We start from the raw sequence: 21,814 nt of genomic DNA on the forward strand, positions 1-21,814 counted from the left end.
TGACTGATAATAGTCGCAAAGTAAAGACAATTTGTCTTCCTTACTGTAACTTTTGTACTTTTTACTCATTACTAAACACATTTTATTAATTAACCATAAATGTGTCTATCTATATCAGTATAAGTCAGTCTCTATTCCTAATTCCACTTGTCAATCTTCCACCTTATTTATTATTAGTATTGACATACTTTATTCTATTTCCTAATAGAAGTAGAATTTTGTTGGTATGTGGGTAATATATTCCCCAGCTACTTCCAAATATATGTATTGAAAGAATGAGGCTTAGCCTGTACATTCAAGTATTTCTTGCCAATTTTCACCGACAATGATGCCAGTTCATCAGTAAAATTACCTACAGTAACTATATACTGGCCCTTCTTATCCTTGAATACAACTACCGGAGTCTTGCTGTATTCACGACCAGCATACGCCAACATCTCAGTACCTTTCTGCACAAAATGACTGAAGTGCTTATAGGCATAATACTCTGCCGTGTAACGCATCTTGCGGGTCTTTCCATCCACCTGAATCAGCGCATTCTGGGTCCATCCCCATGGCGAGATGCCATTATCCTTCAAGATGAAGTTCCAGTTGTAATACTCATCACATCCATTTCCTAAGTTATCCGAGAGGAGGAAGAAGGTATGTTCTCCTGCCTTCCAGTCCATAGCACCATTTCCACATTCGCTCTCACTTACCATGAAACGATGGTTTGGATAGCGTTTTCGCATTTCAGGCAAATTGTTTCTGCATTCCCATTGGGTTCCGATACCCTTGATATTAGCCTGCAGAGTCTTGTTGTCTAATATCTTCTCCACATAGTCGAGTCGGTTGGTATTGAATGTACCTATCCACAAATCCACTTCCGGATGCTTCTTGGCAAGCGTTGGAACCAGATATTCGTTGTTGAATCTCAAGGTTCCCTCGGCCGTCCAGGCACATCCCGGATATGGAGTATAAGAGTAAGCCTCGTTCTGATACATCACCTTGGTGATAGGCAGGCCTTCCTCTTTGTATAAGTCGATGAACTTACAGAACATATCAGCATAACACTGCAGATAACGGGGATCCTGGATGAAAAAGTCCTGGGTGGCCAGGCGTCGTGGGAACACTCCATTACGGTCGCCCAGAAGTTTCATCTCGTCAGCATCCACCTGCTTGCCATCATCCATATAGAGCAGATAGCTCTGTCGAGGGTCCATCTTATTGGTCTTGCTCGGAGACACAGGATAATCGTGATTAATTTTCATCCATACTGGAGGACTCCAAGGTGACATAAAAAGCTGCAGATTTGGCTGATACTTCTGTGCCGCACGAGCCAAAGGGATGATATTACGCTTGTCGTGCTCAATATTAAAGTATCTGAGTGCGAAATCGCCATCCACATCATCACAGCTATACCAGGCACGCGCATAGTCGTTGGCATTCATGGAAACTCTTCCGTGCGTAAACTTCAGGTCTCCTTCTGGCGAAAACAGATTATACATCACTTCCTCCTGTTCATTACGGTTTAGCATATTGAAAGCATCCCAATCCAGTTCATTAAAAGTTGTACCAAAAGCAGAGAACTCTATTCCTTTCATCTGTGCATCAATTTCGGCCACCACCTTACCCTCTTTCTTAGAAGACAGTGAGCCCTTACTTTTCGCCCATTGTACCTGCTCTGTCGTGGTAAAGGATATCACAGTCTGGCTCCATGAACTTGCCATAGTCAATAAGCCATAGATTATTACAAATAATTTCTTCATGTTTATAATATTACTTTAAATGTTTATAATGCATTTTTCTGTCTGCGCCACAAAGGTACAACTATCCAATCACTGCACAAAGGATATTTGTCACTAATTCCACACAAAAACATAGAAGACACGTTTTGTTACGTTTGCAACCCTCGGAAGTTACAAAAAACGACCTTTACCATAGAGTTCACATATCAGTTTTTCATTGTTACATTTCTTTCCACGAAATCACTGATTCTTCCTTTAAATAAGCCATATATACATTTTATCAGCGGGAGAACACATGTAACAAACAATCTGTTTTTACATTCAATCATATAGATAGTGACAGATATTTTTGTCTTTATTGAAGAAATGTGATAATTTTGCTTCGGAAATTTGGAAAACAAGGAAAAATATCATAATTTTGTCCATCAATCATAATGAACAAGTAATCATGAAGAAAAAGACTTTATTTTTCCATTTACCAGTGCATCCTTGGATATGGATCCTGCTGTTGGCAGCGTTACTACCTAAAAGTGCTTATAGCATTTTTACGTCACGCACACTACCCACCCAAAGTCAATTGCCAGTAGCTACCATTCATTGCATTTTCCAAGACTCTGAAGGATTCATGTGGTATGGCATGACTGGCGGAGGGCTTTGCCGGGACAATGGATACCAAGTAGATATATTCCGCCCAAAGGGGCGAGCTATGTTTTTTTTAGCAAACAACAATGTGAATTGCATCACCGAAGATAACTTGGGAAGAATCTGGTTTGGTACCGAGAAAGGACTCTATCGGATAAACAAGAATACCTTCTCGCTGACAGAGATTCTGACAAGTAGAAACATGGGCATCACCGCCTTGTATCAAGACTCCAAGCATCACATCTGGGTGGCATCATCGAAAGGTGTCTATTGCATAGACCCTACCCATGACAGGATTTTGATTCATGACAAGAATCAAGCCATCTGTTCTGCATCTCAGATTACAGAGGACCACCTGAATCGCATTTGGATAGCAACTAGGGATGGGGGACCTTACATTTATCTTAAGGAAAAGAAAAAAATCAAAAAAGCACCCTGGTCAATCACATCTGGGGCTATCCGGATGATAGAAGACAAACAACAAAGTGGTTTTTGGATTGCCACTTGGGGAGACGGAATCGTGTTTTATGACACCAACTCTGGGGAAATAACCCGGAATCCACAAACAGCCGTCACTCAAGACATATCGTGCTGTATCGACATGCTGATAGACAAAACGCAGGGATTAGTTTGGGTTACTACCATGAACAATCTCTACCTATATCAACGCGAAGGGAAAAAACTCATTCCACTCAACACCGATGAGTTTCTATCTCCTGGATACAAGATATTAGATGGGTTATGTGAAGACCGGTTCGGGAACATCTGGGTAGCAGGTTTTACACCACATACTTTTATTGTTTCCTACTCGGCTCAGTCTATCATCAGAGAAACCGTACCCGCCATGAACCAACTTACTGGTTTTCCTTTGTTACCAGACAGAATGGTTGCCGATGGACATGGCTTCTGGATATGGCAAGGTCGCATGGGGTTAATGTACTACGACCCACGTATCTCGCACCTCTATGAAGCAGGAGGAATGCAGTTTTACCGATGTATATGCAAGACCAAAGGAAAGGAGGGAATCTGGGCTGCTGCAGGTAGAGTTCTGAAACATTTACAGGCTGAGGACAATAAAATAACGGAAAAACTTATCACAACCTTCACCACCCCTATCCAAACGATAGCTGACAATGGAAACGGAACCCTATTCATAGGAACACAGGACGCTCTTTACAGCTATTCGCTGATGGGCAACACGTTGAACAGATTGAGCAAAAGTTCGTCCAGAATAGAAAACATCGCAGCAGATTCTGAAGGAAATGTTTATTTCACAAATCAGTTGAGCCAACTCTTCCTCTGTGAAGTCAATGGACAAAAGAGACTGATCAGCCAACTCTCCAAGGAGAATATAACGGCATTGGCATTGGCCAGCGATGGTACTTTATGGTATACTACGCAACAAGGTTCCGTGTACCAGTGGAATGCGGTAAAAAAGCAGTTGCATTACGAACAGCAAATGAGCAATGCTAATGGAGATGCCATCATCGACATCAAGACCGACAGATCGGGGCATGTATGGTTGTTGTCCAATCAATATCTTCGGGAATACAACCCGCGAAATCACTCCTTTCGCACATTAAGAAATACGGACTCAGACATCAATGTCAGTTATTTCTATCATCTGGAAGAGGTCGATGACAATCAGATAGGAGTAGATGGTGCTGGAGCTTATTTGCAGATCAAGTCTTCCAAGATGTTAGACCAGCAAAATGCAGAAGGTTCACAACCATACATCACGGCCATACAGATGGGAGATTCCACCCATTTATTGGGGAAATCAAATGGCGAGGTGCAGATTCCTGCCCAAATTTCAAGTGTCATTCTACGATGCTCGACCTTTGACCCCATCCACGCGCAAAAAGTGACATTCGCCTACAAGATAGAAGGATGGAACAAGGAATGGATTTATCTACCTCAGGGAGTCAACTCGATCTACTTGACCCATCTGCCAACAGGCAAGTATAAACTGGCCATCAAGGCAACCGACAGATACGGATGCTGGTCGGAACATGAGACTATGTATATAGTTCACCGGCTACCTGCCTGGTGGCAAACCTGGTGGGCCTACTCCATCTATGGCTTGGGAATCATCCTACTGGGATATGGTATTTGGAATTTGAATAGACGTATAAGAATCTTACGCATTTTGCAACAAAGGCGTAATATACTGAAACTGACCGAGGTACAGTTAAGCGATGAGGAATCCAACAAAGACACAGCTCGTTCGGACGAATTTCTCAAACTTGTCATCAGTAAAATAGAAGAGCACCTTGCAGATACAAGTTACAATGTAGAACAACTTAGTTGCGATATGTGCATGAGCCGGATGAGTCTATACAGAAAGATGCAGACGGCCAGTGGTCTTTCACCCAACGAATTCATCAAAGATGTTCGTCTCAAAAAAGCTGCGGCACTTCTGAAACGTTATCCCAACATTACCATAGGGCAGTTGGCTGCGAAAGTAGGATTTGCTACGCCGAAATACTTATCGAAATGCTTTAAAACAAAATTTGGTGTTCTTCCATCGCAATATACACAGAACAGAGCACCAGATTAGGTCTAACCAATAATTTAAAATAAAATGAACAAGTTAACATTCTTAAGCATGGTCTTGCTGTCTGCATCAGAGATACAGGCACAAACCACCGCCTATCAGTTTAAGACAACTGATGGCAACTTCTGGAAGATGTCATCGCTGACACTTTCAGACAAAGTACCTGGCAAAGCGCAGGTGGTTATTCGTTCTTCCCAACCCCAACAAACATTCTTGGGATGGGGAACTTGTTTTAACGAATTACCTTGGGACGCCTACAACTTACTGAGCGATAATGACAAGCAACTGCTCGTCAAACGTATGTTCAACCCATACGGTGACCTGCGCTTGCAGAAAGGACGTCTGTCGGCAGGAGCCAACGACTATGCACGAGAATGGTATAGCTGTGATGAGATTGATGTCAACGAAACAGACTTTGAGATGGAACATTTCAATATTGACAGAGATCTGACTACTATTATTCCATCCATCAAACTGGCACTTGCAGAAAACCCGGAAATTGACTTCTTCTGTTCTCCCTGGAGTCCTCCTACCTGGATGAAAACCAACAAGCACTATGCACAGCGCAAGACCAATACCAATGGCTGTCCTTTCAACGTACCACCATATTTCAATGACCAATTCATTGATGATCCACGATACTACAAGGCATACTGTTTGTATTTCGACAAATTTATCAATGCATACAAGGAGCAAGGCATCAACATTACATCTTTAGCTTATCAGAATGAGGCATATAGCAATACTCCTTATCCTGGGTGTTCTTGGACTGCCAAGACTACAGGTAAGTTCTTGGCAGAATATCTCGGTCCTTATATGAGAGAGCACCAGCCAAACCTCAAACTAATTATAGGAACCATGAATACAGGATCATTGGATGTATATGAGCAAATTCTGAGCACCCCGAACATAGATAAATATATGGATGCCATCGGCTTCCAATGGGAAGGTGCCAATGCCATGAAAGAGATTCTCCGCCGCCATCCTCAGTATGAAGCAATTCAGACAGAGAATGAATGTGGAAGTGGAACCTTTGACTGGAATGCAGGAGCACATACCTTCCAATTAGCGAACCATTACCTTGCCAATAAAGTTACTACCTATTATTATTGGAATGCCATCTTGAAAGACAATGGTATCAGTCCATGGGGATGGATACAGAACGCAATGGTACAAGTCAACTCTGGCACTAAGACCCCACGCTACACGCCGGAATATTACGCTTACTGCCATTATACACACTTCATCCCTGCTGGTTCTAAGATTTTAACAACTGACGAAAGTCAGCTTGTGACAACGGCATTAACACCTGAAGGCAACATCGTGATTGTAGCAGGAAATGACGGAAGCAGCGAAAAGACTTTAACACTGGATATAGATGGCAAATATATGGTAGCTACACTGCCTGCTAAATCATTCAACACCTACGTAGTAGGGCAGAATGAGAAAGCACAATTAGAGTTCTTGCGCAAGGAAGCACAAGGATTGGTAGAAATCGAGACCGCCTCACTCTCAGAAACACAACTCACAAATCTGAAAGAAGCTCTCAGTAAAGCAAAACAGACAATTGCAGAGAGTGACAGTGCCCAGATTATACAATCTTTAGCCAATGCCGTCATAGATGTTCGCAAAGACACGAAGACGCAAGAACTGAGCAATGAGATTCAGAACCCTTCCTTTACAGATGGATCTACTCATTGGACAATAGCCAACAAAGCTGCTGGAGGAGATTTCAAAACTGCAACTATAGCAAGAAAGACTTGTTGGAACAACTGGTCTAACAATTTCACGTCAATGGATATCCATCAAGACTTAGGTAATCTAAAGCCTGGTGCCTATACTTTGTCTGCCATTTCCATGTGCGGTCCTGGTGAAATCACCGATCAGCATGCTTATGCCGAAGCTCAATCTGACAAGACGATTTCTCCAATAAAAGAAGTCGCTATATGGAATCAAACTACAGGTTGGGAAAAACAAACCACCGAGCCGATTGTTGTGGGAACAGATGGAACCCTGCGTATTGGCTATTCGTCAACCTCTGGAGGTGGCACGAAAGGCTGGTTCTGTGTCTCTGACTTCACATTAAATCAAATAGAAGATGATGCGGAACTGATACAAAATGCTATTGACGCTGCTATCAAAAAAGCAGAAGCACAGGAAGACAACTCATTAAGTGAACTGATTACTACAGCCAAGAATGCTGTAGGACGTGAGGCACAACTGGAAGCATTGACTCTATTACGTGAATCCTTAAAATCAGGCACTGACTTGACCGAGATTCTTGAGCAATATAAGGCACTGTCAGAAGAAGCTCATAACATCGCTAAAGATGAGAAATATGCAGACCAAGCACGTCAAGAGTTAGAAACACAGACCGAGCTGTATGATCAATGGATAGAAGCAGGAAAACAAGTCTCAGAACCATCCATCAAGGATGTCATCCGTGCTTTGAAGGAAATGATCAACAAAACTCGCTTATCACAAGTTCCGAGTCCATCTACAGACTTTACCTATTACATCAAGAATGCGGATGCTGAAGACTCAGAAGGATGGGATATCAATGTAACCAATGGTGACGGAAGCAGAAAGAGCGGGCAACACTATAGCGGCAATACTACCAATATGTATTTTGACTCTTTCAATAAAACAGCAGGCAGCCTTTGGTTTACTGGTCACCAGACTTTGACAGACCTACCAAATGGAGTTTACACGCTTAAAGCCTGCGCCCGCACTGATGGTGAAGCCGTATTCCTGACAGCTCAGACAGAATCAGACTGGTATCAGCAAGAAATTGAAAACTCTGGCAATACTCAAGGTAAATTAGGCAAAGGATGGAATCCTTGCGAAATACAGAACATCATCGTAAGAAATCATACCTTGACCATAGGATATACCAACGATTTCTATTTGACGGGCAAGAAGTTTACTGGAACATGGATGTCATTCGATGATTTCCAACTCTATTATGTTTCAGATAATGTTTCTACAAGCATTGGCTTGCCTTCCTCATCTACCCCAATCCCAAATATCAAGGGAGGAAAAGGGTGTATTATCGTTACTTCTGATGTTCCTGTCAAAGTATATAATCTGAACGGTATGTTAATGGGAAGAACTCAGAATCTACCTGCTGGCATATATGCCGTAATCATGGGTAATATCTGCACTAAAGTAATCGTCCAATAGGAAGTTCTTTCAGAAAGCAAATATCATAGAAAATATGAAAGGTCCTCAAAACAAGTTTCATGTTTTGAGGACCTTTTTATATCATCAGACCTGACGCTACGCATCAATCATCCCAGGATGTATATTCTGTCCATCCATCCCAAGTAGAAGAACTCGGATTCTTTTTGGCATCAACCTCAATTGTGGGATCATTATTTACGCCACCATATTCAGGGTCGTCCGATGGGAGTCCTTTCGTGATAGATCCTGCCCCCATCAAGAACATTGCAGCAGTCAACAATAATGTAAGCTTTTTAGTTTTCATAAAAAATTATTTTTGTTTCTGTCGTTTTATACTTATACAAAACAGACTTACAATATACTTTAAAAAAACAGGTTTGTATTGCTTTTTTGTACAATACAAACCTGTTCTTTCTACAAAGCAATTCTTTAGAGAACAACTTTTTTCCGATTCCAAATAAAAATTCCTTTCTGAGAAGGTCTCACTTTGCCATGATTTCGCCCTTCCAAGTCATAATAGACATCATTTAGCCGTGCCCTTGAGATGTTTACCTCTTGGATTCCTGTGGCTTCTTTTTTTTTAATCTGCAAAGTATAGTTTCCAGATCCCATTTTCAAATAAGCCTTTCCATCTTTGTATTCTACAGATACGACACCATTCTCGCCACTTTTCACATCTTTTCCATTTTCAAATACACTTTGGTGATTCAAGCAAGGCAGAACGATATTTGCCTGACTATTTGCAGGAATCGCAAAAGTATAATTCATCTCGTCATCAGCCCCACGTTCATAATGGCAACGAATATTTCCATAGATGCTGCGTGTCGTTACATCCAAATGATTCATATCTTCAGGAATCCATGGTTCGATACGAACTATATCAAAACCATTACCATCATTCCGAATGCCACCCAACTGAGAGAAGAACCATTCCTCGATATGATCCATCATACAGTGATTCTGGGAGAAAGCTCCAACATCCCAATATTCAGGAGTGGTAGTGTAACCCTGTTTTACCCAATATCCATAGCTTGGACAATCGGTCTGATTTGCCATCTGATAAACAATATCATTATATCCATACTTCGCTAAAGACATAAACAAAGGTTTCAAACCGATTTCACCAGTCTTGATCTTATAGTTGTCTTTCTTCACACGCTCAGCCAACTTAGCAGCTACCAACTCTTCATTTTCCTGATCTACGAGTCCGTAATAGAGAGGCATGGCAAATTCAGATTGCTGTCCGTATTCATAAACTCCATCCTTATAAAAGCGTTCATTGAAAGCTTTCTTCGTATTCTGAGCCTGAGTGAGGAATCCCTTTGCATCTACATCCTTACCAAGGAAAGAAGCAATCTCCGCCATCGCATTCAACATATAATAATAGGTGGTGGTAATGGTAAACTCACCAGGAACCATTGGATTGACTCCTGCCGTTTCCTGTCCCCAGTCACTTAACACACTATAATTGCTTCCAGGCATGATATGATTCACCGTCTTGGAAGTATAATAATCCATCAGTTTTTTCATCTGAGGATAGAACTTGGTCATAGTTGTCATATCACCATAGGTTTTCCAATTGCGATAAGGTACCAAGATGGCAGCTCCACCCCAGTTTGGATCATCATCATATACCGACATAAAGTGGGGAACGGTACTTGGAACCCTTCCGTTACTGTACTGTGCATCAAAACAATCCTGTACTACTTTCTTGAAGAAATTTTCCATGTCATAATTATAGACCAAGGAATTGTACATCTCATTAGGAACATCCAGCCATCCCAATTTTTCTCGATGAGGACAATCGGTGATACTATTATACAACTGACTCTGGATGGCATCACGGCAGATAACATGAATATCATTGAGCAAGGAGTTGTTAGTTTCGAAAGTACCTGCCAAGTCCATATCACTACGCAAACGCAAAGCCGTAAAATCTTCCGGCTTGGGAGCCTCATCCAGACCTATAATCTGAAGATAACGGAAGCCATGGTACATAAACTCAGGTCCCCATTCCTCGCCATTTTCCTTGCCTGCAAAAGTATAAGTTTCATACGTATCTGCAGGACCTGTATAGTAATTCTCCATGAAGATAGATCCATCAGCATTCAGACTTTCTCCCTCACGAAGAGTGATAACCTGTCCGCTCTTACCTTTCAGTTTAAAACGGTACTGCCCAGCAAAGTTTCTTCCGAAATCAACGACATAGAGATGGTAGCCGCCACTATATACACTCTTCACACCTACCGCTTTCCATTCTTCCACTACTCGAACCGGTTCATGCTGGCGAGCTTTCAGGACGCCCAATCCACTGGCCTGACTACTTCTGAAAGAAGGAGAGGCTACCACTTCTACAGGATTCCAAGTACTTACATCATAGAAAGCCTGGCCAATACCAGCTATTTCTTTACGGGCATCATAGTCTTCACCGCCCCACCAGTTACTTCCCAATGTAGGCGAAGGTGTACTTGTCCACTGCTCATCAGTCAGAATCACATCAGATGTTCCATCCTCATAATCAATATGCAATTCAGCCTTCAAAGCCTTGTCACCAGTATTCACCACTTCTCCTTTGGAGAATCTTCCATTCAGCTTATCAACATGAAAGATGCCACCCGCAACGCGAGCTATCAGCGTATTGGCACCTTGCAAAACCATAGAAGTAACATCGTATGTAGAATAAAGTATCGTCTTTTCATACTCGCTCTCTCCTGGTTCCAGTTTGTTTTCGGTAACTGGTTTCCCATTTAAAGTCATATCAAATACTCCCAATGCCGAAGCATAGATTCTTGCCCGCTTGACATTCTTTCCACTCGCAACAGTAAAGTTTCTGCCAAGATAAGGAATTACCTGAGATGTATTGATGAAACTTGGAGCAACTCCATCAACCACTTTATGCTTTACAGAATATTTCTTGTTATCATCTGATGTCTGGATGGTATAAGAACTTGGGAAGTTAGCTGCTTCTGTACCGCTCGCAGCCTTATCATCCTGTCGTGGATAAAGCACAATACGATTGATGTCCATTACCTTACCTAAGTCGGCAATGACATACACATGCTGGCTATTATTACCTTTTTGTGTTGTAGTATATCCTAAAGTTGTCCCCAGAACAACTCCATCATTAAGATAGTTTAAGTTCCAGTTACCAATCGTCCAGGTATCGCTCGCACTGAAGGTAGCCTTACGGGCCACATTTTCTTCTCCGCTATAGATTTCCATTTCTGCCAACTGTAAGAAATAGAACTTGGAATCTGTGGAAGCTGGAAGTCCCAACTTGGTGACATCAAGTTTGACATACCTGCATGAAGTCTGGAGCGGAATTTCCACCTTTGCATTGCAGGTTTTGGCAGGTTGTATCCATTGCGCTTTCCACTCATTGGCATTGAGGAAAGCAGTTTCGAAAGTGCCCTTTGAGGCTACTGATGCTTTACCATTCTTATCATAGACTGTAACCGTCCAAGAATAAGGGGAACATGACACAAGGGGACTTCCTGCGTATGTAATCTGATTTTGCAAAGCAGACTCAACCTTTCCTGATTTCCAAACTTCTGCTCCAGAAGCAGACCTTACAACTAATTCGTATGCAGACTGCAGGAAACCTCTCTCGTCACTTTCCGTCTGCCAACTGAAAGTTGGATTTGAAGTATCTATCCCTACAGGATTAGACAATCCATTTACTTTCAGGTTAACAGGCAAGAAGTTGGCCTGACACACTTGGCAAACAGCCAAAAAACACAATATAAACAGTTTTGATTTCATCATATAAACTAAAAGTTAAACAGGGTTCGTTATATATAAAGTTATAGGTTTAATTACACATTATATCGCCTGAAGCATCATTCTGACTTTCTTGCGGGAAGTGAGCAACTGGGATTCGACGGTACGCTTAGAAACATTCAATTCCTTTGCAATCTCTCCTGCGCATTTGCCATCAAAGAGAGTCAAACGATAAACCTTGGCACAGGAAGGAGTCAGTTGATCCACACAATAATTGACCATACGCAGCGTATCATGATACTCTACGACACGCTCTACGGCACAATGCTGCAATTCCTGCTCATACGCCACATTCTCTTCCACCTTGTGACGACATGCTCTACGGCGCAGGATATTCATGACTTCATGATTGGTTATGGTGAAGACAAATGACCGGATGGTTGTCTTATTGATGATGCCGTCATAGGTCATCAACTTGACAAACACATCCTGCACCAAGTCTTCAGCTTCCTGCCAATTGCCCAAGCGAGCTACAGCAAAGTTGACAAGCTTTACTTGATATTCCTTATAAAAGTCAGCAATCATCTGTTGCTGGGTTACAGTTGTTGGTTTCATGTTGTACGTTGGTTTAGTTTACGGCTGCAAAATTAGAGAATAATCCCATATGCCTATGTGTGAACCGTAACAAAAACACATATCAAACGTAACAACACCCTTTTTACCCCCTATATTGGGAAGGAACAACGCCAAACATGTCCTTAAAATGCTTGGTAAAGTTCTGCGGAGTGGCAAAACCTGTAAGATAGCAGACTTCAGAAACATTGCGCTGTCCGCTCTTCAAAAGTTCAGCCGCAGCCTTCAAACGTACCGTTCTGATAAAGTCGGAAGGAGTTTGTCCTGTCAAAGCTTTCATCTTACGATATAGGCTCATTCTCGACATCGCCATATCAGCGGCAAGCGAATCTGTAGTATAATCAGAATCCGTGATATTCTTTTCTATCAAAGAGATGATTTCTTTCAGGAACTTCTCATCAGGAGCCGAGTCGGCAATGTTTTTGACATCCAGCGAAGCACTATGTGAGAAATCATGTATTCTCTTTTCCTGCTTCTCCAGGAGATTACTGATGCGAGCAAGGAGTACATCCATATCAAACGGCTTGGCGATATAGGCATCAGCTCCCACCTTGTAGCCTTCCGCCCGCCCCTCATCCGTACTCCATGCCGTAAGAAGAATGACCGGAATATGGGAAGTCTGCAGATTTTCCTTGATGCGACGACACATTTCGGTGCCACTCATCCGCGGCATCATCACATCGGTAATGATGAGGTCTGGATTGTGTTCTTCTGCCATCATGGCACCCTGCAAACCATCTTCCGCCATCAATACCTTATTATATATATGAGACAGTTCCTTGACCAGATACTGACGGAAACCATCATTATCCTCTACCACCAATATCCTCTTATCGATAAACTGATGATTTCCCAATTGATGCCCCAAAGGAGCAACCGCCTGACGATTAGCAGCAGACTGCTGTTTAGAAGAATCATCCGTCTGGCGATTCAAAGAAGCCTCATGAGTTTCTGCTTTTAGATCGGCAGGTAATTCTACAATAAATCGGGAGCCTTCGCCTTCTTTACTTTCCAAAGAGATTTTGCCCTGGTGCAACTTCACATACTCTGCCACCATGTTCAAGCCGATGCCAGATCCCACATTCGTAGTTTTCTGGTCGGCAGAACGGAAGAATCGGTCGAACACACGTTTCTGGTCTTCAGGAGAGATGCCGCAACCCGTATCCACCACCTCCATGCGCACAAAACGGCGGTCATCACAGGCAGTCTGACTTAACTCAACCCTAACCTTTCCTCCCGAAGGAGTATATTTGAAGGCATTAGACAAGAGATTATTCAGGATTTTAGCCACTTTGTCACGATCAAAGCACATAAAGATACCGTCTGAATGGTCATTTACATCCAGACTCACCTGCTTTTGCTCAGCCAAAGATTGAAACTTCATGGTAGTATATTCCACGAATTCACCGAAGATTCCGCTCCGTAAGTTAAGGCTTTCTCCATTCGTTTCCATCTTACGAAAATCGAGCAACTGGTTGACCAACTGCAACAGTTCGCCTGCATTCTTGCTCACACCCTTCAACTGTTGGCGAGTTTCCTCATCAGCAGTACGCTTCAGCACACTACCCACAGGAGTGATAATGAGCGTAAGGAGCGTACGGAATTCATGGGTGATATTGGTGAAGAAACGGTATTTCATTTCCTCCAGTTCCTTGTTTTTTTCCACCTCCATTCGCTGGCGATCCCGCTTCATCTTCCTGCTGATGATCCAGAAGATAGCACCGCCGATAAGCAGCAAGTAACACAACTTAGCCCACCAGGTGGCCCAGAAAGGAGGTTGTATGACAATCAGAAGTCTGATGGACTGTTGACTCCATTGCTTATCAAAGCCAGCAGAAAATACCTCGAGTTCATACTCGCCAGGAGCCAGATTGGTATAGCTCACCTTGCCAATACCATCCTGCGGACTACTTTCCACCCAATCAGCATTGACTCCTTTCAACCTATATTTATAATAGGTATGGCGAGGCATGTCAAAATTCAGGCCAGAGAAATAAACCGTGATAAAGTTCTCATCATATCGCAACACGACCCTTCTTGTAGAAGACAGGGCTTTCTCCAACAAGACTCTTCCGTTCAGTTCTTTACCCGGCAATACCTCCTGTTCATTCACAAAGAGGGAAGTGAAAACTGGGTGGCCTGAATATTTCAAATTCTGAATATTAGAAGGATCCACTACATAAAAACCATTCTGGCTGCCAAAAAGGAGTTTACCTCCAGCAAGATGGGTCGTTGTCATCCAGTTGAAGCTACAATCGCCCAACTTATTCTGTTCATCAAAGACTGCTAATCTGAAGTTCTGCTCATCCAAACGAGAAAAGCGGCACAAGCCATTGGCAGTAGTCACCCATACATTTCCAAACTGATCCTCGATGATTCCATTGATCATCTCATTGGGCATTCCATTTTTCAAACCGTAATGGAATACCTTTCTGCTATTCGGGTTCAAGACAAACACACCGTTCAGAGAACCTATCCATATCCAACCCTGACTGTCAACCAGCAAGGCCTTGCAGGGTCCACTGAGCAGATTCTGCATCTCCACATCATCCACGAGATTCTGAGGAGACAGAAACTTCTTATCTTTCAGAAAATAAGCAAAGAATCCCTGCGAAGTGGCTGCCCAGATAACGTCATTCTTATCTATCCGGAACTCATTGACCACCTTATATTTTTCCAGATGCTTATCTTTCAGAGGATGGATGCGGCAATTCTCATCCAAGACACCTATGCCACCATGAAAGCTTACCCAAATGCGATGATGCGCATCTTCCTGAAACTCTCTTACGATATTGTAGTTAATATCTTTCTGCGGAATACTACCCTGCATGAAATGGTGAGTTGTCAGACCATCCCACATATAAAATCCCTGCTTAAAGGTTCCTACCCAAACACGATTACGGCTATCCACCATACTGCGGATGAAATCAGTGCCACTCACAGGCAATGGCTTCAATTGCATCTGAGGCATCAGGAGCTGATACACATGATGAGAAGTCACGGCCAAAGGTTTTCCTCCCTTTCCGTCATTGAGGCGAACACTGCCATCAGACAAGCCAAGTTGCTGATAGATGACGTAAGGGAAACGCTGCATATTGGAATTATAAAAGAATATACCATGGTTTGCCATTCCGATCATCAGATTACCATCCCGGTAAGCAATCGTCTGCACACCATCTCTTATAACATCTCCATTCATCATCTCATATTCTGACTGGAGCATCGTATTTCCATCTGCCGACAGAGCCAACAAGCCCGCATTGCGAAGTCCTACATAACAGATTTTCGGTGAAGCAGCACACAACGTGACCGCAACATCCTTATCATTCACATATCTGTATTGCCATTGATGGGTCAAAGAATGCCATGAAGCAACACCATGATTCCACATCACCCATAGTTGTTCTGAGTTTTGTGAAAACTGCACGAAATCACGCGCCAGCATTTCACCTTTCCACAGAAGTTGACTATGAAGAACCTTTGTCATCGCCGCATTCCAGCACATAATCTTTCCATCACAATAGACAAACCAATGATTACCTGCCCAATTAACCACATCCCGTAATCCCTTGGCACGCACACGCACGGCAACAGCCTTTCCTTTTGAATTTCCCTCCCGATGAAAGACTTTCCCTGAAACGGTCACAAACCAGAAATCTTTAGCTGAATCAATAAATAAATTACGGATACGTTCTTTGATGCCCATAGAAGCAAGCAATCCCCTGATATCGCCAACATATCTTTCTGTGGTCAAATCGAAAACCAACATCTGTCCTGATTCCTTAATCCAAACCCGCTGCTGACCATCCACATAAGCCGTTGGCAAGGCTGCCACATAATCCATAGGATACATCTCGCTTACCACAGGAGGAAAAGAGCGGAAGGTGCAACCATCAAAGAATGACAGACTGGATGAAGTACGGACACACAACCTTCCATCCGGAAGCCAAAGTTGCTACTTGATTTCATTGTCAGGCAAGCCGATAGAGGTGTTCAATAAGCGATAGATATAGTGGGCACTTATCGGCAGACAGCAAGTGCATATAAAAAGTATTATCAGGATTAGGTTCTTCATTTCTATGAGATATGATTTATATTTAAGTGCAAAAATAACAATAATAATCGAATTTTCACCATAAAACATCAAAAAAATCGTTTATAATAAGTAATCAGCATGTACTTATTTGTATAAGGAAACAAAGAATAAGAAAACAAAAATAAATTAAAAACATAAACTATATGAAAAAAAATCGATTACTCGTCGTTTTTGCAGCTTTGCTCAATGTCTTAGGAATGTGGGCAGATGGTGCAAATCTCAAGTTGCATTTCAACTTTGAAAATGCAACTGGCGGAAATGTCAAAGAAGTCATTTCCGGGGGAAACATTGTTGGCACTTTGATGAATAACGCCAAAGTGGAAACAATGGGAAAATATCATGTACTGAACCTGGGGTCGGAAAATGGATATTTTGACATGGGCGAAGGTACAGGAAAAGTATTGGCTGGATGCAGCGACTTCTCCATCAGTATGTATTATTACGTAAATGCGAACCAAGACATTACTGGCTTGGGTAACTTCCTATTTACTTTCAGTAATAATCCTGCATGTACCCAAACTGAAGGTTGCTACTATTTCTATACGCTCAATACCCAGCGAGTGGGTTCTTCAGCAGCAGGATATGGCAGCGAGAAAAGTGTCAATGCCACACAGGTTTCCCAAAAAGGAAATTGGGTAAACGTAGTCTATGTGCAAAAGGGCACAGAAGGAACACTCTATGTAAATGGTCAGAAGAAGGCGAGCGCAACAAGCAATAAGATATCAGAAATATTTGGTACAGAAGCGCCTAAATACAACTGGATAGGCCGCTCTCCTTTTGATAATGATGTATATTTAAAAAACACCAAGGTGGCAGATATCCGTATTTATGACGGAGCACTGACAGGAAGCGAAGTGACCCAATTGGCTTTAGCTGCTGATGACTACGATAACGAATTCCGTCACGGCACACAAGGCAATCTGACTACGCTGAACACAACTTTAAAAGAAGCTTCTACACTCATCAATGGTGATATCAGTATCTATACTGCTGATGCAGTAGCCATGCTTTCAGACACCTACGAACTCATTAAGGCTAAGAGCGAGAAAGAAACTCTGTCACAATTCGTGATAGACGAATATGTGGCAGACCTGAAGGCAGCTATCCAAAACGTGAAAGCTACACAAGGAATGATTTTCACAGATACTGAACTGATGCCAGCCTATGATTCAAGCCGTGGCTTCCGTCATCCAGGAGGACTACATACCAATGCTGACTTCGAACGCATCAAGGCACAACTGGCTGCCGGTAATGAGAAGGTGACCAAGGCTTATAACATCTTGAAGAATGCAGAATTTGCACAACCCACCTGTGCAACATGGCCAGTAGAAACCATCATCCGTGGCGGTAGCTCTGGTCAGAATTATATCAATGCTGCCCGTGGTGCAACCATCGCTTATCAGAATGCACTCCGTTGGAAGATAGAAGGAAATGAAGCGTGCGCCAAACATGCCGTTGATGTATTGATGGCTTGGGCCAACACCTGCAAAGGTATCGGTGGCGACAGTAACTTCGCTCTTGCAGGAGGTCTTTATGGATATGAATTTGCACAAGCTGCAGAATTGATGCGTGACTACGAAGGATGGAAAGCCAAGGATTTCGAGACATTCAAAAGATGGATGCTGGATCTCTGGTATCCCACTATCATGAGATTCCAGCGTTCCCGCAATGATACCTGGCGCAACTGGCGCTATGATGCAACTCATGGAGGTCAACGACCTGGCCATTACTGGAGCAACTGGGGACTTTGCAACACACTCGCCCTGATGTCTGTAGGTATTCTATGCGACGATGTCTTTATCTATAACCAGGCAATGTCTTACTACAAGTACGATCAGGCAGAGCTGGCTAAAGCCAACTATCCTTGGCCATGGGCACCTGAGAATACAGAGACAGACAAGTACAACGGAGGACTGAATGAATATATAGATAATCTCGTGCCTCATGTTGCAGAATATGCAGGAGAAACAGGTGCATACGGAAAGGTAGGTCAGATGCAGGAAACCGGTCGTGACCAAGGACATGCCCAAATGGCAGCAGGTCTTGCCGTTGATATCTGCCAGACGGCATGGAATCAAGGTGATGACCTCTACTCCTATCACGACAACCGAATCGCTGCTGGTATTGAATTCCAAGCGGCATACAACTTTGACGGAAGAGACGATCTGCCATGGGTCAACTACCATTATACAGACTGTCACTCTGCATGGCATCAAGCATGGGTACAAGGTGGACCTAATGGAGGTAGTCGCGGAGAGATGCGCCCATACTGGGCACGTGTCATCGGACATTACGAAGGAGTAAAGGGCGTAAAGATGCCTTTCTCGGAAATCGCATTAGAGAAGATGGGAATAGATGGTGGGCCGACAGGAGCAGTAAGCGGTCCTTACGACCACATGGGATACTCCGTTTTGACTTGTACTTACGATGGTATTGCCGACGAGCAGCACAGACCTACCTTATTGACTCCAAAGATGGAATATGATGGAAAGATTATCGATCATAATGAATTAGGTGGACTGGAAAACAATTACATCATCAATGTAAATACCGCCCTTCCAAAAGGCAAAACAGTCAAATTGATGCCTCAACTTCCTGAAGGTGTTGTGGATACTGGTAACTGGAGTTGGAATACAGGTGAGACAACCAAAGACATCACAGTCACTACAGACAAGAGTTTCATTTATCGTGCCACATATACCAATGAAAACGGCATTAAAAGCGAGCAGATGTTCTCTATTGCAGTAAATGCAGATTGTACTCCTACCACAATAAGCAGTTCTATCTACTGCAATGACACATGGGTCGGTGCTACAGAAGCTGTTGTACCTTGTGGAAGCAATGTTACTCTCAATGTCGCCGGCGCCAGCGGTTGGGGAGACGGCAAATGGAGCACAGGACAAACAGGTACTTCCATAACCCTTTCATCCTTAATCTCGGATAAAGAAATCAAGGGTCAGTTTATCAACCAGGGCGGATTGGCTCAGACGATTACTTTCCGCATCCATGTCAAAGGATTGCAGCCTTGTGCGCTGCTGAACAACCGTCTGGTTTCAGATTCTCTGGACCTGATTGTCAATCAGGGAGACGCTCTCGTACTCTATGCTAATGCACCAGAAAATATTGTCAATGTCAAATATACATGGAGCAATGGTACCGAAGGTAAATATCTGGATCTGACAGAAGGACTGACCAGCGGAGACTACACGCTGTACATCACAGGTGAGAACTTCGACCAGAAGCTGACCTATCATGTGATGGTCATGAACGAGAAGTATGTAGTTCTGGAAGCTGGTAAATATGCCATCTACGATGTGGAAAACGATGCCTATCTTACCTATAAGAATCAAGGTGAAACCATGCCATCATTTACTCCACTGGTAAAAGAAGACGGACGTTACGATGCTTCTCAGGTATGGATTGCTGAAGTAAAGGGAGCAACCACCAAGACTCCTAAGTATAATTTCTCTTGTCTGATAGGTGGTAACACTCCATATCTGAATGCGACCAAAATGGCTAAAAAAGCCTATTTCCCATACTACATCCGTGGTCTGATTGGTTCTGATCATGTTGCAGTCAGAACCCTTACCAAAGAAGAATACTGGAAAGCAAATGAGAATGGTGTTCTGGAAACAAAGGGAACAGCCGGTCTGACTCAATTCCCATTTGTATTCATACCGGTCAAGGATGAAGAACTCCCTACAGGTATTACAAACATAGGAGTATCAGAAAAGGGTGAAAACATTAATACACAATACTACACCGTATCTGGCGTACAGACCCATGGCAAAACTAAGGGTGTGTATATCCAGAAGTCAACTGACAATACAGGTAAGGTAATCATCAAAAAGGTGATAAAAAGATAGAATTTTAGATACTCAATACATGAAGTAAGCTTCGATCAGCTATGAAGCCTATTTCATCCAATGGCGAAGCCGGTTTCATTGACAGATGAAGCTGGCTTCATTTTTATGTAATTCACGGTCTTTTTACATAAAATCATAAAAAGAACACCCATGTTCGCGTGAAAAGTATTATCTTTGCAAAATAATTAAACCAACAAAATCAATAAACAACTATAATAATGAGAAATTACTTCAAACTTCCCCTGCTTGCCCTTGCATTAGCTATGCCAAGCACAGGCTTTGCCAAATCGTTTCCTAAAGAGAAAGACCTAACTGCCTACCTCATGGTTTTCCACCGTGATGATACCCATGGTTTGTACATGGCGATGAGTAGAGACGGTTACCACTTTACAGCTCTCAACGATGCCCACCCCGTCATTGCCGGCGATACCATCGCAACCCAGAAGGGTATCCGTGATCCTCACATCTACCGTGGGCCAGATAGAGCCTTCTATCTCGCCATGACCGACCTCCACATCTTCGCACAGAGAGAAGGAAAACGAGCTACGGAATGGGAACGAGACGGAAAGACCTACGGATGGGGAAACAATAAGGGACTCGTACTGATGAAGTCATGGGATCTGATACACTGGACCCACAAGATTGTCAACATCACCGACCTCTCTCCTAAGTTTGCAGAAATAGGTTGTGCCTGGGCACCGGAAACCATCTACGACCCTATAGCCAAGAAACTCATGATCTATCTCACCATGCGCTACAAGAACGAACGAAACCGTCTCTACTATATGTATGTGAACGATGATTTCGACAAGATAGAGACGGAGCCTCAACTCCTATTCGAATATCCTATCGAAAACAAGACAGCCATTGACGGCGACATCTGTTATGCGCAGGGCAAATACCATCTCTTCTACGTAGCCCACGACGGGACTCCAGGCATCAAGCAGGCAACCTCTGACAAGATTAACGCTGGCTGGCAATACAACCCTGCCTGGATAGACGAAGAACCTACAGCCTGCGAAGCTCCTACCGTATGGAAGCGAATCGGCGAAGATAAGTGGGTTCTGATGTACGACAACTATGGCAGAAAGGTACACAATTTCGGTTTCGAGGAGACCTCTGACTTCGAGCACTTCAAGCAGTTGGGACGTTTCAACGAGGGCGGCGTGATGTTCTCCACCAACTTCACCCAACCGAAGCATGGAGCCGTGGTTCACCTGACCAAGAAAGAAGCCAAGAAGCTTGCCAAGCAATGGGGACTAGACTACAACAAACTGGCAAAGTAAATCAAATAAACTTTGCCCTAAAAATGAGCAAGACATTTACTTGAAACAACTGATAAATCGCAATCTCTTTGCATTTTCCATCAGTATATTAAGTCTTATATTCG

At 43.0% G+C, this 21,814-nt stretch carries 8 protein-coding genes and 1 pseudogene; 4 read left to right on the forward strand and 5 right to left on the reverse strand.

Annotation, left to right across the window (positions count from 1 at the left end; translation table 11 throughout):
* Positions 1-248: 248 nt before the first annotated feature.
* On the reverse strand, positions 249-1,748 hold the full coding sequence (locus EXN75_RS01385; RefSeq protein ID WP_134842506.1) for a glycoside hydrolase family 30 protein: 1,500 nt from the start codon (positions 1,746-1,748) through the stop codon (positions 249-251).
* A 685-nt stretch (positions 1,749-2,433) separates the two neighbouring features.
* Between EXN75_RS01385 and EXN75_RS01390 the strand changes: the two genes are divergently transcribed.
* Positions 2,434-4,929 (forward strand): two-component regulator propeller domain-containing protein, encoded by a 2,496-nt coding sequence (locus EXN75_RS01390; RefSeq protein ID WP_167639425.1) that lies wholly within the window; start codon positions 2,434-2,436, stop codon positions 4,927-4,929.
* Positions 4,930-4,953: 24 nt separating this feature from the next.
* Positions 4,954-8,109, forward strand: coding sequence for a glycoside hydrolase family 30 protein (locus EXN75_RS01395; RefSeq protein WP_134842508.1), 3,156 nt, complete (start codon positions 4,954-4,956; stop codon positions 8,107-8,109).
* Positions 8,110-8,212: 103 nt separating this feature from the next.
* On the opposite strand, the gene EXN75_RS01400 is transcribed toward EXN75_RS01395, so the two are convergent.
* From EXN75_RS01400 to EXN75_RS01415, 4 genes are all read right to left on the reverse strand, one after another.
* The gene (locus EXN75_RS01400) at positions 8,213-8,413 is read right to left on the reverse strand and encodes a hypothetical protein (protein ID WP_134842509.1); all 201 of its coding nucleotides are present in this window, start codon (positions 8,411-8,413) and stop codon (positions 8,213-8,215) included.
* 125 nt (positions 8,414-8,538) lie between these two features.
* Positions 8,539-11,874, reverse strand: a complete 3,336-nt coding sequence (locus EXN75_RS01405) for a family 78 glycoside hydrolase catalytic domain (RefSeq protein WP_134842510.1) — start codon at positions 11,872-11,874, stop codon at positions 8,539-8,541.
* Positions 11,875-11,931: 57 nt separating this feature from the next.
* Complete coding sequence (locus EXN75_RS01410) at positions 11,932-12,444, reverse strand: RNA polymerase sigma factor (RefSeq protein ID WP_134842511.1); 513 nt, start codon at positions 12,442-12,444, stop codon at positions 11,932-11,934.
* Positions 12,445-12,547: 103 nt separating this feature from the next.
* Entirely contained in the window at positions 12,548-16,393 is a 3,846-nt protein-coding gene (locus EXN75_RS01415) for a hybrid sensor histidine kinase/response regulator transcription factor (protein WP_134842512.1), read from the reverse strand.
* Positions 16,394-16,701: 308 nt separating this feature from the next.
* Here EXN75_RS01415 and EXN75_RS01420 point away from each other — a divergent pair, with 308 nt between their 5' ends.
* Positions 16,702-20,424 carry a LamG domain-containing protein gene (locus EXN75_RS01420; protein WP_134842513.1) on the forward strand — a complete coding sequence of 1,241 codons (3,723 nt, stop codon included), beginning with the start codon at positions 16,702-16,704 and terminating at the stop codon, positions 20,422-20,424.
* A 269-nt stretch (positions 20,425-20,693) separates the two neighbouring features.
* Positions 20,694-21,710, forward strand: a pseudogene (locus EXN75_RS01425) (glycoside hydrolase family 43 protein); the annotation flags it as partial.
* Positions 21,711-21,814: the final 104 nt, after the last annotated feature.

The organism is Segatella hominis (genome assembly GCF_004535825.1).
GTDB lineage: Bacteria > Bacteroidota > Bacteroidia > Bacteroidales > Bacteroidaceae > Prevotella > Prevotella hominis.

Bases quoted from the DNA above. Each gene is read 5' to 3' on its own strand.
- EXN75_RS01390 (WP_167639425.1), top strand. From the start codon at position 2,434: ATGTTTTTTTTAGCAAACAACAATGTGAATTGCATCACCGAAGATAAC.
- EXN75_RS01385 (WP_134842506.1), bottom strand. From the start codon at position 1,748: ATGAAGAAATTATTTGTAATAATCTATGGCTTATTGACTATGGCAAGT.
- EXN75_RS01420 (WP_134842513.1), top strand. From the start codon at position 16,702: ATGAAAAAAAATCGATTACTCGTCGTTTTTGCAGCTTTGCTCAATGTC.
- EXN75_RS01410 (WP_134842511.1), bottom strand. From the start codon at position 12,444: ATGAAACCAACAACTGTAACCCAGCAACAGATGATTGCTGACTTTTAT.
- EXN75_RS01395 (WP_134842508.1), top strand. From the start codon at position 4,954: ATGAACAAGTTAACATTCTTAAGCATGGTCTTGCTGTCTGCATCAGAG.
- EXN75_RS01400 (WP_134842509.1), bottom strand. From the start codon at position 8,413: ATGAAAACTAAAAAGCTTACATTATTGTTGACTGCTGCAATGTTCTTG.
- EXN75_RS01405 (WP_134842510.1), bottom strand. From the start codon at position 11,874: ATGATGAAATCAAAACTGTTTATATTGTGTTTTTTGGCTGTTTGCCAA.